This window comes from Microbacterium sp. SORGH_AS_1204 (assembly GCF_030818935.1).
GTDB lineage: Bacteria > Actinomycetota > Actinomycetes > Actinomycetales > Microbacteriaceae > Microbacterium.
The window spans coordinates 841,087-855,576 of sequence record NZ_JAUTBD010000001.1 but is presented as its reverse complement, the minus strand read 5'-3'; the positions used below and the strand labels follow the sequence as shown (position 1 = coordinate 855,576).

Annotated in this window: 14 protein-coding genes; 8 read left to right on the top strand and 6 right to left on the bottom strand. The window is 72.4% G+C overall.

Annotation, left to right across the window (positions count from 1 at the left end):
* Window positions 1–97 precede the first annotated feature (97 nt).
* Window positions 98–943 carry a helix-turn-helix transcriptional regulator gene (locus QE410_RS03945; RefSeq protein WP_307328144.1) on the top strand — a complete coding sequence of 282 codons (846 nt, stop codon included), beginning with the start codon at window positions 98–100 and terminating at the stop codon, window positions 941–943.
* Between the two features lie 212 nt (window positions 944–1,155).
* Window positions 1,156–2,061, top strand: coding sequence for an SDR family oxidoreductase (locus QE410_RS03940; protein WP_307328140.1), 906 nt, complete (start codon window positions 1,156–1,158; stop codon window positions 2,059–2,061).
* A 37-nt stretch (window positions 2,062–2,098) separates the two neighbouring features.
* Here QE410_RS03940 and QE410_RS03935 read toward each other — a convergent pair whose 3' ends face one another.
* Window positions 2,099–2,494 (bottom strand): molybdopterin-binding protein, encoded by a 396-nt coding sequence (locus QE410_RS03935; protein WP_307328138.1) that lies wholly within the window; start codon window positions 2,492–2,494, stop codon window positions 2,099–2,101.
* Between the two features lie 212 nt (window positions 2,495–2,706).
* On the opposite strand from QE410_RS03935, the gene moaA reads away from it, so the two are divergent.
* From moaA to QE410_RS03910, 5 genes are all read left to right on the top strand, one after another.
* Window positions 2,707–3,921: a GTP 3',8-cyclase MoaA gene (moaA, locus tag QE410_RS03930; RefSeq protein WP_307328136.1), complete on the top strand. Its 1,215-nt coding sequence runs from the start codon at window positions 2,707–2,709 to the stop codon at window positions 3,919–3,921.
* Window positions 3,918–4,688 (top strand): HesA/MoeB/ThiF family protein, encoded by a 771-nt coding sequence (locus QE410_RS03925; RefSeq protein ID WP_307328133.1) that lies wholly within the window; start codon window positions 3,918–3,920, stop codon window positions 4,686–4,688. The genes moaA and QE410_RS03925 overlap by 4 nt, the downstream gene beginning before the upstream one ends.
* 135 nt (window positions 4,689–4,823) lie before the next feature.
* Window positions 4,824–6,047 (top strand): gephyrin-like molybdotransferase Glp, encoded by a 1,224-nt coding sequence (glp, locus tag QE410_RS03920; RefSeq protein ID WP_307328131.1) that lies wholly within the window; start codon window positions 4,824–4,826, stop codon window positions 6,045–6,047.
* Entirely contained in the window at window positions 6,044–6,598 is a 555-nt protein-coding gene (gene moaC / locus QE410_RS03915) for a cyclic pyranopterin monophosphate synthase MoaC (RefSeq protein ID WP_373459316.1), read from the top strand. Before glp ends, moaC begins: the two co-directional genes overlap by 4 nt.
* The gene (locus tag QE410_RS03910; protein ID WP_307328128.1) at window positions 6,595–6,831 is read left to right on the top strand and encodes a MoaD/ThiS family protein; all 237 of its coding nucleotides are present in this window, start codon (window positions 6,595–6,597) and stop codon (window positions 6,829–6,831) included. Before moaC ends, QE410_RS03910 begins: the two co-directional genes overlap by 4 nt.
* 232 nt (window positions 6,832–7,063) lie before the next feature.
* Here the strand turns inward: QE410_RS03910 and QE410_RS03905 are convergent, their stop codons facing one another.
* From QE410_RS03905 to QE410_RS03895, 3 genes are all read right to left on the bottom strand, one after another.
* Window positions 7,064–7,492: a molybdenum cofactor biosynthesis protein MoaE gene (locus QE410_RS03905; RefSeq protein ID WP_307328125.1), complete on the bottom strand. Its 429-nt coding sequence runs from the start codon at window positions 7,490–7,492 to the stop codon at window positions 7,064–7,066.
* Complete coding sequence (locus tag QE410_RS03900) at window positions 7,489–7,971, bottom strand: molybdenum cofactor biosynthesis protein B (protein ID WP_307328121.1); 483 nt, start codon at window positions 7,969–7,971, stop codon at window positions 7,489–7,491. The genes QE410_RS03905 and QE410_RS03900 overlap by 4 nt, the downstream gene beginning before the upstream one ends.
* A gap of 249 nt (window positions 7,972–8,220) precedes the next feature.
* Window positions 8,221–9,825 carry an SDR family oxidoreductase gene (locus QE410_RS03895; RefSeq protein WP_307328118.1) on the bottom strand — a complete coding sequence of 535 codons (1,605 nt, stop codon included), beginning with the start codon at window positions 9,823–9,825 and terminating at the stop codon, window positions 8,221–8,223.
* Between the two features lie 241 nt (window positions 9,826–10,066).
* Between QE410_RS03895 and QE410_RS03890 the strand changes: the two genes are divergently transcribed.
* Window positions 10,067–11,524 carry an MFS transporter gene (locus QE410_RS03890; RefSeq protein WP_307328115.1) on the top strand — a complete coding sequence of 486 codons (1,458 nt, stop codon included), beginning with the start codon at window positions 10,067–10,069 and terminating at the stop codon, window positions 11,522–11,524.
* A 78-nt stretch (window positions 11,525–11,602) separates the two neighbouring features.
* Here the strand turns inward: QE410_RS03890 and QE410_RS03885 are convergent, their stop codons facing one another.
* A complete protein-coding gene (locus QE410_RS03885) occupies window positions 11,603–13,669 on the bottom strand; it encodes a helicase HerA-like domain-containing protein (protein ID WP_307328112.1) in 2,067 nt (688 codons plus the stop codon).
* Window positions 13,670–13,679: 10 nt separating this feature from the next.
* Window positions 13,680–14,393 carry a phosphatase PAP2 family protein gene (locus tag QE410_RS03880; protein WP_307328109.1) on the bottom strand — a complete coding sequence of 238 codons (714 nt, stop codon included), beginning with the start codon at window positions 14,391–14,393 and terminating at the stop codon, window positions 13,680–13,682.
* Window positions 14,394–14,490: the final 97 nt, after the last annotated feature.

The window sequence follows — 14,490 nt, the reverse complement described above, 5'->3', positions numbered from 1 at the left end:
CCCGCGGGCGCGCCCGACTGACGAGAAGAGGGGTGGATCGTCGAGTCCTGGCACGGTGGCGGCCGGCGCGATAGGAACGGAGGATGCGAGGAGACCGATGAGCGACCTGACCGGCCTGGGCGACTTCCTTCAGCGCCGCCGCGAAGCCCTCCAGCCCGAGGATGTCGGACTCGCTCGCGGCGTCCGCCGCCGCACGGCCGGCCTGCGCCGTGAAGAAGTCGCGCTGCTCAGCCATATGTCGACCGACTACTACGCCCGTCTCGAGCGCGGCACCGGTCCGACACCGTCCGAGCAGATGCTGGTCTCCCTCGCGCAGGGTCTGCACCTGAGCCTCGCCGAGCGCGACCACGTCTTCCGCCTCGCGGGACATCAGCCGCCCGCCCGCCACTCGGCGACGGAGCACATCAGCCCCGGCATGCTGCGGATACTCGACCGTCTCGACGACACCCCCGCCGAAATCGTCACCGAGCTCGGTGAGACGCTGCGTCAGAGCCGCCTCGGAGTCGCACTCCTCGGTGACGCCGCGCTGCGTACGGGGTGGTCGCGCAGCGTCGGCTACCGCTGGTTCACCGACCCGGCGAGCCGCGCGGCTTATCCCCCCGATGAGGCGGCGAAGCTGTCGCGGGTCTACGCGGCGGGGCTGCGCGAATTGGTTGCGGCCCGCGGCCCGCACTCCCGCGCGGCCGAGCTCGCCGAGGGTCTCCGCGCGCGCAGCGCGGAGTTCGCGACCCTGTGGGACGCCCATGAAGTGGGCGCTCGACCGCCCGAGATCAAGCGGTTCCTCCACTCCGAGGTCGGTCGCCTCGACCTGTCGTGCCAGACCCTGCTCGACCCCGAGAACTCGCACCGGCTGCTCGTCTACACGGCACAGCCGGGCAGCGAAAGCGCCGAGAAGCTGCGCTTGCTGTCGGTCCTCGGCCCCTCCTCCGTCACCCCCGGCTGACGTCGCGTCACCCTCACCCGGTCCTCACCCCGCGTGAGTCGCCAAGATCTGTCGCCTCCGCCACGGCGCGAGCGACAGATTCCGGTGACTCACGCGTGTCTGCACGGTCACGGTGCATCAGTGGGGTGGACCGCCGATCAGCGGGTGAGCGGGCACTGGTCCCCCGTCGTCGAGGCGGCGAGCATCGAGGTATCCGCTCGAAAGGACCCCTCATGACCCCCGCCTCCCTCCCCCTCCGCGGCCGCCTGGCCGTCGTCACCGGCGCCAGCGACGGCATCGGCACGGTGATCGCGACGCGTCTCGCCGCGCTCGGCGCCGAGATCGTGCTTCCCGTCCGCTCCGCCGAGAAAGGTCGCCGCACGGTCGAGGCTCTGCGTCGAGAGATTCCGGATGCCACGGCCTCCACGCGTGCTCTCGACCTGGCTAGCCTGGACTCGGTGCACACCCTGGTCGACGAGCTGCGCCGCGACGGCCGGCCCGTGCACCTGCTCGTCAACAACGCCGGAGTCATGACGCCGCCGAAGCGTCGGCAAACCGCCGACGGGTTCGAGTTGCAGTGGGGTACCAACCACCTCGGTCACGCCGCCCTGACCCTCGGCCTGCTGCCCCTGCTGCGCGAGGGCCGGGCTCGCGTCGTGCACCAGACCAGCATCGCCGCCCGCCGAGGACACCTCGACGAGAATGCCATCCACGCCACGCCTTACGACGCCATGGCGTCCTACGTGCAGTCGAAGGTCGCGGTCGGTCTCTTCGCGCAGGAACTCGAGCGTCGCAGCCGCTCGATGGGTTGGCACATCACCAGCACCCTGGCGCACCCCGGTGTCTCCCCCACCAACCTGCTCGCCGCTCAACCGGGTGTCGGCCGCGAGCGCGAGCTCGGCGCGCGCCGCGTCGTCCGCCTGCTCTCTCGGCTGCACATCACCGGTTCGGTGGCCTCGGCCGCGGAACCCGCCGTCCTGGCGGCCACCTCTCCCGGCGGCGACTTCTTCGGACCGTCGCGCCTGATCGGCGGCCCCGCGCGCCCGACGGAGCTGTGGCCCCCGTTCCGTTCCGAGGCCGACGCCCGCCGCCTGTGGGACCTCACCGCCGAAGCGATCGGCCCGCGTTTCGCGGTGTGAGACGGGGTCTCCCGCGCGCCGCCGAGACGCCGTCGCCTCAAGCCCGCGGAGCCTCCACCGTCACCACCGTCGCCTTCACCGACGCCACCGCGAGCGAGCCCGGCGCGAGGGCCAGCTCTTCGGCCGCCTCGGCAGACATCAGCGAGACAACCCGGTGCGGCCCGCATTGAAGATCGATCTGCGCCATCACCCCGTCGATCCGCACGCGCGTGACGATCCCGACGAAGCGATTGCGTGCGCTCGACGCGATTCCCGTCGGATCGTCCGGCTCGTCGGCGAGGGCCACCGCCCGCTCCGCGAGGGCAGCGCCCGGAATCTCGACGGGCGACGCCCCGGTCGTGGGCAGCACGCCCTGATCGATCCATCGGCGCACGGTGTCGTCACTGACCCCGAGCAGGCGTGCGGCCGTGGCGATACGGAAGGTGTTCGGCATGCGTTGACGTTACCCGCCGGGTCCTGCCGCTGTCCCCGCGCCGCTCGTCGCGGGCTCGAGTCACACCCGCCGCGAATGAGGTCTGCCTCGCGGGTGCGGAAAGGAGCGGAAGGCCCTCCCGCGCACGATCGCGCCACAACACGGGTCGACGTCACGCCCGCGGCATCCGTCGCGGCGCCCCTCCCCCGCCCCCGCTCGCCTAGGCTCGTTCCATGGATGCCGCGCACGAGACCCGGACACCCGGCCCGGTCACCGTGCCCCTCGGTGCGACGGTGACGATGGGGGACTCCCAGAGCACGCTCGGCGCCGTCCGCGCCACCGGCGGGCCGCGCAACCCGGGGCCGCGGCCGACACCCCACCCGCCGCGCGATCCCGGCGCCGTCCGCGCCACCGGCGCCCCCCGCGAGGGCGGACTCCTCGACCGCTTCGGCCGCGTCGCGACCGACCTGCGCGTCTCGGTGATCGACAAGTGCAACCTGCGCTGCACGTACTGCATGCCCGCCGACGGGATGCCGTGGCTGCCGCAGTCGCAGCTGATGTCGACGGACGAGATCCGGCGTATCGTCCGCGTGGCGGTGCAGTCGCTCGGCGCCGAAGAGCTGCGGATCACCGGCGGCGAGCCGCTCGTCCGCAAGGATCTCGAGTTCATCATCGCCGGCATCCGGGCCGACAACCCCGATTTGCCGATCTCGCTCACCACGAATGCGGTGGGACTCGACCGCCGCGCCCAGGCCCTGAAAGACGCGGGCCTGAACCGCGTCAACGTCTCACTCGACACCCTCCACCCCGAGACGTTCGCCGAGCTCACCCGTCGGCCGCACCTCGACAAGGTGCTCGCCGGACTCCAGGCTGCCCGGGCCGCCGGGCTCGGGCCCATCAAGATCAACGCCGTGCTGCTGCGCGGCATCAACGACACCGAGGTCGTCCCCCTCGTCGACTGGGCTGTGTCGAACGGCTTCGAGATGCGCTTCATCGAAGACATGCCGCTCGACGGCGACCGCTCGTGGACGGCGACGAACGTCATCCCCGCCCGAGACATCCGCGCCGCGATCGAAGAGGCTTTCACCCTCAGCCCCGACCCCTGCGGTCGCGGTGCTGCCCCCGCTGAGCGCTGGGAGGTGCGCCGCCATGGCGACACCGCCCTCGCCGGACACGTCGGCATCATCTCCTCCGTCACCGAGCCGTTCTGCTCCGCCTGCTCGCGCACGCGCGTCACCGCCGACGGCCGCATCCGCTCGTGCCTCTTCTCGCACGAAGAGACCGACCTGCTCACCGCCCTCCGCGACGGCGCCGACGACGAAGGTCTCGCCCAGATCTGGCGGGAGGCCATGTGGGCCAAGCCCCGCGCCCATGGCTCCGACCGCGTCGGACTGGCGCGCGCCGACTTCGTCCAGCCGGAGCGCACGATGAGCGCGATCGGCGGATGAGGCCGCTCGTCGAACCGGTGGCATCGCTCGCCCCCGAAGAATTGATTCGCACTGCCCGCCACGCCGTGCTCGCCGGCATCGGCGAGGAGGGCCAGCGGCGGCTCGCGGCCGCGCGCATCGCCGTCGTGGGCGCGGGCGGCCTCGGCTCCCCCGTGCTCCTCTCGCTCGCCGCGGCCGGCATCGGCGAGCTCGTCATCATCGACGACGACGTCGTCGAACGGACGAACCTGCAGCGCCAGCTGCTGCACCGCGTCGACGACATCGGCACCGCCAAGACGGCATCCGCCGCCCGTGCCGTGCGCGATCTCTCCCCCGTCACCGTCGTTCATGAACGCACCGTACGGCTGACCTCCGACAATGCCGCCGACCTCTTCGAGGGCGCCGACCTCGTCATCGACGGCAGCGACACCTTCGACACGCGCGAGGCCGTCGCGGCGGCGACGGAAGCCCTCGGCATCCCCCTCGTCTGGGGGGCCGTGCAGGAATGGGCGGCCCAGGTGACCGTGTTCTGGTCGGCCCCTCCCCAGGGGTACGCCCCCGTCGTGCTCGGCGATCTCTTTCCGACGGGCTCCGCCGGCGAGCCCCCCACGTGCGCGCAGGTCGGCGTGCTGGGGTCATTGTGCGTACAGGTCGGAGGGCTGCTCGCCACCGAGGCCATCAAGCTCGTCACCGGCGCGGGTGAGCCGCTGCTCGGTCGCCTCATCGTCGTCGATGCGCTGCGTGCCCGTCAGGACGTCATCCCCCTGGTTCCCGCGAGGCGGCCATGAGAACCCCCGGTGACTCGCGCGAAATGCACGCCGTGGCACACTCGCGCCGAACAAAAGGCGCAAGTCAGCGCTATCCGGGGCCGGAAAGAACGCATCACAGGCTGCTGACGCCGCATCGGTTCGAAGGACTCTCACGTGACTGAACTCTTGACCGTCGAGGAGCACCGCGACCGCATACTCGCCGAGGTGACGCTGCTGCCCGCCGAGAGCGTGCCGCTCGCCGACGCGGCGGGCCGCACCCTCGCTGAGCCGGTGCTCGCGGCGCACGATCTGCCCGGCTTCGACAACTCGTCGATGGACGGCTTCGCGGTGCGCTTCACCGACGTGCAGGGGGCGGATGCCGCGACCCCAGCGACTCTGCGCGTCGTCGCCGACCTACCCGCCGGCACCGCGGACGACCCCGCGCTCGCCCCGGGCGAGGCCGCGCGCATCATGACCGGTGCCGCCGTCCCGGCCGATGCGAATGCGATCGTGCCGTTCGAAGACACCGCCGGCGGTCTCGCCGACTCGCTCGACACCGTCCGGGTACTCCGCGCCCCCGCGCAAGCGGGCGCCTTCATCCGTCGCCGCGGCGGCGACACCCTCACCGGCGCGACCGTGCTGTCGCCCGGCGAGCGGCTCGGCCCGCTCGCGCTGGCGGCCGCCGCGGCCTCGGGCGTCGACGCGGTGGTCGTGCACCGCCGCCCCCGCGTGGCCGTCGTCTCCACGGGCAGCGAGCTGGTCGCCCCCGGCACGACGCCGGGCCGCGGTCAGACACCCGACTCCAACGCGACCCTGCTCGCCGCCCTCGTCGGCGCAGCGGATGCCGACATCGAACTCGTCGACCGCGTCGGCGACGACCCCGCCGGCATCGACGCGGTCCTTGCGCGGGCGGCTCGCGCCGACGTCGTGGTCTTCACCGGCGGAGTCAGTGCCGGCGCCTATGAACCCGTCCGCCTCGCGCTCAGCGATCGCATCGTGTTCGAGAAGGTGGCGATGCAGCCCGGCAAGCCGCAGGCGTTCGGCGTGCTCGACGACGGACGCCTCGTCTTCGGTCTGCCCGGCAACCCGGTGAGCGTCGCGGTGTCGTTCGAGGTGTTCGTGCGGCCCGCCCTCCTGGCGTTGCAGGGTCGCACCGTGATCGATCGGCGCTTCGCCCGCCTCACGGCATCCGAGAGCTGGTCGACTCCGCCCGGACGCCGCCAATACCTCCCCGCGGCCGTCGACCTGGTCGCGGGCACCGTACGTCCCGCGACCGCGGGTGGCTCCGGGTCGCACCTCGCGGCATCCCTCGCCCGTGCCGAGGCATTCGCCGTCGTGCCCGCCGAGGTGTCCACCGTGTCGGTCGGCGACTCGCTCGATGTCATGCTGATTCCATGACCTTCACGCACCTGGATGCCGCGGGCCACGCCCGCATGGTCGACGTCACGCAGAAGCAGCCCACGGTCCGCACCGCCACCGCTCGCGGTTTCGTGCGCTGCGCGCCCGAGGTCGTCGCGGCGCTCCGCGACGGCACCGCCCCCAAGGGCGACGTGCTCGCGGTGGCGCGCATCTCCGGCATCCAGGCCGCGAAGTCGACGCCGACGCTCCTCCCCCTTGCGCACGTCATCGGCGTGCACCGCGCCTCGGTGGATCTGGAGATCACTGACGACGGCGTCGAGATCGAGGCGACGGTGGGCACGGCCGACCGCACCGGCGTCGAAATGGAGGCGCTCACGAGCGTGTCGGTCGCCGCCCTCGCCATCGTCGACATGGTGAAGGGCATGGACAAGGGCACCTCCATCGAGAACGTGCGCATCGTGTCGAAGACCGGCGGCAAGTCCGGCGACTGGCTCCGCCCGGGCGAGCCCGCCGGCTCGGGCTCGGTCTCCTCCGACGCTTCGGGCCCCGCGTCTCCCGGCGCCTCCGGACCCACGGGAGCATCCGCGTGACCGTCCGCGTCCGCTACTTCGCCGCCGCGGCCGAGGCCGCCGGCACCGACGCCGAGGAGCGCTCGGAGTCCACGCTCGCGACGCTGCGCGCGGCTCTGGTCGCCGACCACCCCGCACTCGACGGCATCCTCGACCGCTGCGCCGTGCTCGTCGACGGCACCCGCCGCGACGACGACGCCCCGCTCGCGGGTGTGACGCACGTCGACGTCCTGCCGCCCTTCGCCGGCGGCTGACGAACGGCGCTCTCCGCTGGCGACCGGGTGTCGGCGGTTGCCTCCCCCGGGTCGCGGATTCGGAAACCGACAGCGGATCCGGACGCATCCCGGCGATCCCACCGAATCCAGCGCACATCTCCGGCTCTGTCGCACCGAGCGGGTCCCGCCGCCCGATAGCCCGTGCTCGGCACGCTGTCACGCCGACAGCGCCGCAGCCTGGCCGCCCCGTGCCCCGACCGGCCCGCGGAACCTACCCGCCCAGGCCCTTCCACTGCGTGGTGCCGTCGGCCTCGACCTGGCGCTTCCACACCGGCAGGTCGGTCTTGATCGTCTCGATCACCCGGCGGCAGACGTCGAACGCCTCAGCGCGGTGACCGGATGCCACGGCGATCACGACCGCGGCCTCGCCCACGTCGAGCCGCCCGACGCGGTGGCTGACGGCGACGATCGCGTCGGTGCCCTCGGCCGCGTCGGCGGCGATGCGATGCAGCGTCTGCTCGGCATCCGGGTGCGCGCTGTACTCGAGCGCGATGACGGCGTCAGCGGCATCCGGATCGGTGTTGCGGACGCGACCGACGAAGGTCGTGACCGCCCCCGACGCGTCGTCTTCGACGGCACGCAGGTGCGCGTCGAGGTCGAGCGGCTCCTCCGACAGGCGGGCGATGCGGACGGCGCTCATGCGTGGTCTCCTCCGGCGAGCTGGTCGAGCACGTGGGGGGCGATCTCGACGATCACCGCGATCCCGGATGCCACGGCCCTCGTGGACCCGGGAAGGTTGACGACCAGTGTGCCGGGGTCGACGATGCCGGCGAGGCCCCGGGAGATGACCGAGAGGGGGGTGTCGGAGAGGCCGCGGCGGCGCAGCTCCTCGGCGATGCCCGAGAGCTCGCGGTCGAGCACGCGCGCCGTTCCCTCGGGCGTCCGGTCGCGCGGGGCGATGCCGGTGCCGCCGGTCGTGACGATCAATCCGGGCCCCGCCGTCGCCGCGACCCGCAGCGCGGCTTCGACGCTGTCGGCGCCGTCGGCGACCACGACCGCGTCGGCGCAGTCGAACCCGGCGTCGCGCAGGAGCGAGACGGCGAGCGGCCCGCCGCGGTCCTCGCGGAGTCCGGCGGCGGAACGGTCGGAAACGGTGATCACCCGGGCGACATGTGGCACGGCATCAGCCTAGGTGCGCGTGGCACCGGGGCGGCTCGCCACACCCCCTGCCGTGCGCGCTGCGGGCAGGCGGCTCGCCGCGCCCCTCACCGTGTGCACTGCGGGCAGGCAGCTCGCCGCGCCCCTCGCCGAGATCACCGGCATTGCCGAGATCACCCGCGTTTCGCCGCAAGAACAGCTTGTCTCGGCACAAAAGGGTGATCTCGTGGCTGCGCTGAGCGCCGCGCCCGCCCGGGGCCGCGCCCCGCATCACGAGCCGATGGTCTCGACCTCGGGCACCTCGGGCGCGATGCGCCCTGCCTCGGCCTGCGGCTCCGGCTCGTCACGCTGCACGTGCTCGGCGGCGGCGGTGATGCGCCGCGCCATGCCGCTGAAGATGAGGCCGTGGAACGGCAGCACGGCCATCCAGTACAGGCGGCCGGCGAGCCCGGTCGGAAAGAACAGCGCCCGCTGGTCGAACCGTGCTCCGTCGCCCTCAGGCGTCGCGCGCAGTTCGAGCCACGCCCCGCCCGGAACCTTCATCTCGGCGCGTAGGCGGAGCAGGTGGCCGGGCTCGATGGCCTCGACCCGCCAGAAGTCCAGCGCGTCACCGACGGTGACGACCGAGCGGCTGCGGCGCCCGCGGGCGAGACCCACCCCGCCGACGAGCCGGTCCATCCAGCCGCGAATCGCCCACAGCAGGGGCGAGGAGTACCAGCCGTTCTCGCCGCCGATCCCCTCGATCACCGACCACAGCTGCTTGGCGTTGGCGGTGGTGCTCATCGTGCGCACGTCGGTGTAAACGAGCCGCCCGGCCCAGTCGGGGTCGCTCGGCAGCGGGTCGCTCGGAACGCCCGAGACCTCGGCATCCAGCCAGCTCGTCTCGATGTCGTCGTCGTTCACACGGCGCAACGCCAGCCGGACGGCGTCGCGGTACGGCATGAGTCCCGCCTCGGGCCGCGGGATGAGGTCGTCGACGGCACGGTCTTTGACGACGCAGTCGTTCTGCAGCGACTCGACGAGGGGACGCGCGATCGACTTCGGGATCGGCGTCACGAGGTTGACCCAGTGCGACGCCAGCCGTGGCGTGAGCACCGGCAGCGACGCGATCGGCCGCTGGTGCAGGCCCGCCTCGAGCGCGTAGCCGTTCATCATCTGGCCGTACCGCAGCACGTCGGGGCCGCCGATGTCGACGGCGCGATTCACGTTCGGCGCCACGCGCGCCGCCCCGAGCAGGTAGTGCAGCACGTCGCGCACGGCGATCGGCTGGATGCGGTTGCGCACCCATTTGGGGGCCGGCATGTAGGGCAGCACGTCGGTGAGATGACGCACCATCTCGAACGACGCCGACCCGGAGCCGATGACGACGCCCGCCTGCAGCACGACGGTGGGCACGCCGCTGGCCAGGAGGATGTCGCCGACCTCGACGCGCGAGCGCAGGTGCGCCGACAGGGGCGTGTCGTCGGGGTGCAGCCCGCCGAGGTAGACGATGCGGCGGACGGAGGCCGCGGCCGCCGCGTCGGCGACCGTCTGGGCCGCTCGCCGGTCGGTGCTCTCGAAGTCTTTGCCACCGCCCATGGAGTGGATGAGGTAGTAGACGATGTCGACGTCGTCGACCGCCTGCGTGACGGCCGCCGTGTCGGTCGCGTCGCCCTGGACGACCTCAACCTCATCGCCCCACGGGAAGGCTGCCGCACGGAGCGGGTCGCGCACGAGGACGCGCACGCGGTAACCCGCGGCAACGAGACGAGGGACGAGACGCCCGCCGAGATAGCCGGTGGCTCCGAGCACGAGAGCGCGCGGCTCCGACCCGTCGTCACGGGGCTGCGCGACGAGGGCCGGTTCGCGGCCGGTGGGTGTGGTCAGCTCGCTCATGCCCGACACGGTACGCCCGGCCTCCGACATCGCCGGGGGCTTGACGGCGCCCCGAGGGCCGCGCCGGGACGACCTGCAGAGGAGCGCCGGGCGCACGCACGACGGCACGCGGGTCGTCGACGACCTCGACGCATGCCCCGCCGCGCCAGGGAGGCGACACCGCGCCGGCGATCCGGTAGCACGGCACCGCCGTCACGGCCCCGGCTGGCATCGGCGCGGCGATAGGGGTAGGGCTAGAGGAATGAACGACAAGGCCCCCGCTCCCCGCCTCGAGGTCGACGACGTCATCGTCGTCGACACCAAGCGCGTGCGCACCGCGATCGGCGGCACCGTCGTCGGCAACTTCATGGAGTGGTTCGACTTCGGCATCTACGGCTACCTCGCCGTCACGCTGAGCGCCGTCTTCGCCTCGAACGTGCCCGCCCCGTGGGACCTGCTCGTGACGCTCCTGGGCTTCGCCATCTCGTTCCTCGTCCGCCCCTTCGGCGGTTTCGTGCTCGGTCCCCTCGGCGACCGCATCGGGCGGCAGAAGGTGCTGTTCCTCACGATGGCGATGATGGCCGCGGCGACCGCGCTCATCGGCATCCTGCCCACCTCCGCGCAGATCGGGCTGTGGGCCATCCTGCCGCTGTACCTGCTGAAGATGGTGCAGGGCTTCTCCACCGGAGGGGAATACGCCGGGGCGACCACCTACGTCTCGGAGTTCTCCCCCGACCGCCGCCGCGGTTTCTGGTCGTCATGGCTCGACGTCGGCTCATACGTCGGCTTCGCCGCGGGCGCGTCGGCCGTGGCCGTTACCACCGCCATCACCACGGCGGTCTCGGGCGAGAACGCCATGGTCGACTACGGCTGGCGCATCCCGTTCCTGCTCGCGATCCCGCTCGGCATCGTGGCGATCTACTTCCGCCTGCGCATCCCCGAGACGCCCGCGTTCGAGCAGGGCCACACCGCCGAGATCGACGCCGACGATCCGATGTCGCGCCAGGGGCTGCGTGGGATCGTCCGGCACCACTGGAAGCCTCTGCTGATCGGCATCGCCCTGGTCGCCGCCACCAACACCGCCGGTTACGCGCTGACCAGCTACATGCCGACGTACCTCGAGAAGGAGGTCGGCGTCTCGAACCTCACGGCCGCCGTCGCCACGGTGCCGGTGCTGCTGGTGATGTCGGCCGCGCTGCCGTTCATCGGCCGCCTCAGCGACCGCATCGGACGCAGGCCGGTGTACGCGATCGCCGCGGGCTCGGCGCTCGTCCTGCTCGTGCCGGCGTTCCTCGTCATGCAGATCGGGGAGTTGTGGGCCGTCATGATCGCCCTGTGCATGGCAGCGGTGCCGGTGGCGTTCTACGTCGCGATCTCGGCATCCGCTCTGCCGGCGTTGTTCCCGACGGCCTCGCGCTTCGGGGCGATGGCGGTGGCGTACAACGTCGCCGTCTCGCTCTTCGGTGGAACGACGCCCCTGTTCAGCCAGGCGCTCATCGATTGGACCGGCAACACGCTCATGCCGGCGTTCTACATCATGTTCTTCGCCGCCCTCGGCCTCGTCGCCCTGCTGTCGATGCGCGAGACCGCCCGCCGCCCGCTGCTCGGCTCGGTGCCGACGGTCGAGACGCCCGCCGAGGCGGAGGCGCTGGTCGAACGTCAGGACCGCGACCCGCTCATCGACACGTCGACCATGCCGCTGGCGGTCCGCCGGCCCTGATCCCGCGCCCCGTCGCGGTGCGAGGTTGTCGAAGGGATGCCGGGTCCCGGCATCCGGTCCTGTCCCCGCCCGCGCCGTCTACCGCCGCCGCCCCGTGCCGAAGATCCCGCGGATCACGCCCGTCACGATGCTCTTCGTCGCCCCGCGTCCGAGCAGCCCGTCGAGCCCGGGAGCGGGGGTGCTCGCGCGACCGCGCGGCGCCGCCGTCGATCGGAGGATCCGGTCGTACTCCTGCTGCGCCTTCTTCTGCGCGGCGGCGTTGGCCTTGTCGATCGCGGCCTTCTGCTTGGCGTACTCGGCCTCGTCGGCGGCGGCCTTCTTCGCCCGCTCCTCGGCCTCGCGCGCCTCGGTCGCCGCCTGCATCCGGGCGCCGAGGATCTCGCGGGCCGACTCCCGATCGATCGGGGTTCCGTAGGTCGAGAAGAGGGGGGATGCCGTCACGGCCGACGCCATCGCCTCGGCGGTGATCGGCGACATCGAGGCCCGCGGGGCGAACATGCGCGTCCACGCGACCGGCGTCGGCGCGCCGCGCTCGCTCATGACGGTGATGATCGCCTCACCCGTGCCCAGTTCCTGCAGCACGCGCTCGAGGTCGTACCCCGAGTCGGGGTACGTGCGCACCGACGCGCGCAGCGCCTTGGCGTCGTCGGGGGTGAAGGCGCGCAGCGCGTGCTGCACGCGCGAGCCGAGCTGGGCCAGCACGTCACCGGGAACGTCCTTCGGCGTCTGCGTGACGAAGAACACGCCCACGCCCTTCGACCGGATCAGCCGCACGGTCTGCGTGATGGCGGCGAGGAACGCCTTCGACGCGTCGCGGAAGAGCAGATGCGCCTCGTCGAAGAAGAACACCAGCTTCGGCTTGTCGACGTCGCCCACCTCGGGCAGCACCTCGTACAGCTCGGCGAGCAGGTACATCAGGAAGGTCGAGTACAGCTCCGGGCGGGATGCCACGTTCGGCACCTCGAGCAGGCTCACGATGCCCGCACCCGTGGCATCCGTTCGCAGGAACGCGCGCACGTCGAGTTCGGGCTCGCCGAAGAACGACTCCGCACCCACCGCCGCGAAGGCGACGAGCTCGCGCAGGATGACGCCCGCCGTCGCGGCCGACAGCCCGCCGATGCCCTTCAGCTCCGCCTTGCCCTCGTCGCTGGTGAGGTGGGTGAGCACCGCGCGCAGGTCGGACAGGTCGACCAGCGCCAGGCCCTTCTCGTCGGCGTAATGGAAGACGAGCCCGAGGCTCGACTCCTGCGTGGCGTTCAGCCCCAGCACGCGACTGAGCAGCAGTGGTCCGAAGCCCGACACCGTCGCCCGCACCGGGATGCCGGATGCCACGTCGTCGCCGAGCGCGTAGAACTCCGTGGGGAAGGCGCGGGGCGACCAGTCCTGGCCGAGGGCCGCCGTGCGAGCGGCGAGCTTCTCGCTCGGGATTCCCGGCGCGGCGACACCCGACAGGTCGCCCTTGATGTCGGCGGCGAAGACCGGGACGCCGTTCTCCGACAGCTGCTCGGCGAGCAGCTGCAGGGTGCGTGTCTTGCCGGTGCCGGTCGCGCCCGCGACGAGGCCGTGGCGATTGACCATCGCCAGCGGGATGCGCACGGGGACGGATGCCACGGGCCCGCCGTTCACGAGCACTCCCAGCTCGAGCGCGGCGCCGCCGGAGGCGTAGCCCGCGGCGATCTGCGCGACCTGCGCCTCGGTGAGAGGGGCTGCGGATGCCGCGGGCGACGGCGCGGACGCCGGCCGGGTCGACGTCGACGTCGACGTCGTGGACGTGGATGCCGCCGTTCCCGGCGCTGCCGCCGGAGCCGATGCAGCGGGCGCCGGCGCAGCAGGCACCGACGCGGCGGCGTCGGTCGGGGCCGGCGCACCCGGGGCCGGCGCAGCAGGCACCGGCGCAGCTGCATCGTCCGGGGCCGACCCGGCGAGCTCCGCCGATGCCTCTGCCGCGGACGCTGCACGAGGTTCGGCCGCCCCGCCTGCGGCAGCCGCCCGCGCAGCGGCAGCGGCGGCCTCGGCGGCGGCCAGATCGGCGCGCGCCCGCGCCAGGCGCAGCTCTGCTTCCGCGGCCTGCGCCTCGGCTCTCAACCGCGCCAGTTCGGCATCGGCGGCGGAGGGAACGGGGGCTGCTTCGCCGGGCTCACTCATGCGCGTCAGCCTATGACGGGGTCGCCGCCTCGGCATCCGGCTTCCGCGCGCGTCGGATCGCCAAGCGATCCTCGTCGCGTGCACGCAGACGTGAGAAGGCAGCCGCCAAGACGAACGCCGCACCGGCGCCGATGAGGGCACCGCCGACGGTGTCCGACAACCAGTGCGCGTGCAGATAGGTGCGGCTGAACGCCATGAGGACGACCCACGCCACCCCGACGATGCGCACCCACAGGTGGGGGAAGAGCACCGCCGCGACCACCGCGATGGTGGCGGCGTTGGCCGTGTGACCCGAGGGGAACGAGCCGTAGTCGCTCAAGATGAGGATGTCTTCCGGCCGCGCGCGACCGAAGGTGTGCTTGACCACCTGCACGAGCAGCGCGCTCCCGACGGATGCCGCCAGGAAGTACACGGCCGACCATCGTCGGCGCGACAGGAAGAGCGCAAGGGCCCCCAGCAGGGGCACGATGAACACGGCGGTGAGGTGGCCCCCCACCGTGTCCATCACGATCGCGAAGACGAAGACCGGCTGCGACGGCGCCGCCGCGAACAGCTGGTTCCACCAGACATCGACCGCGAACGGGCTCGGGCCGCGGAAGTACACCCACGCACCCAGCGCGCACGCGAGGGCGATGAGCACGACACCCACGACGGCACGGAAACGCTGCGGACGGGTGTCGAGCACGAACTCGAGCGCTCGGTCGTCCATCGCCCTGTCATCCATCGCCTCATGATGCCGCGTCCGGCGCGCTCGACGGAACGGTCGCGCCCACCATCGGGCTGACGCGCCGGCTCTGCTACTGTTCGCCGCTACACGCGGC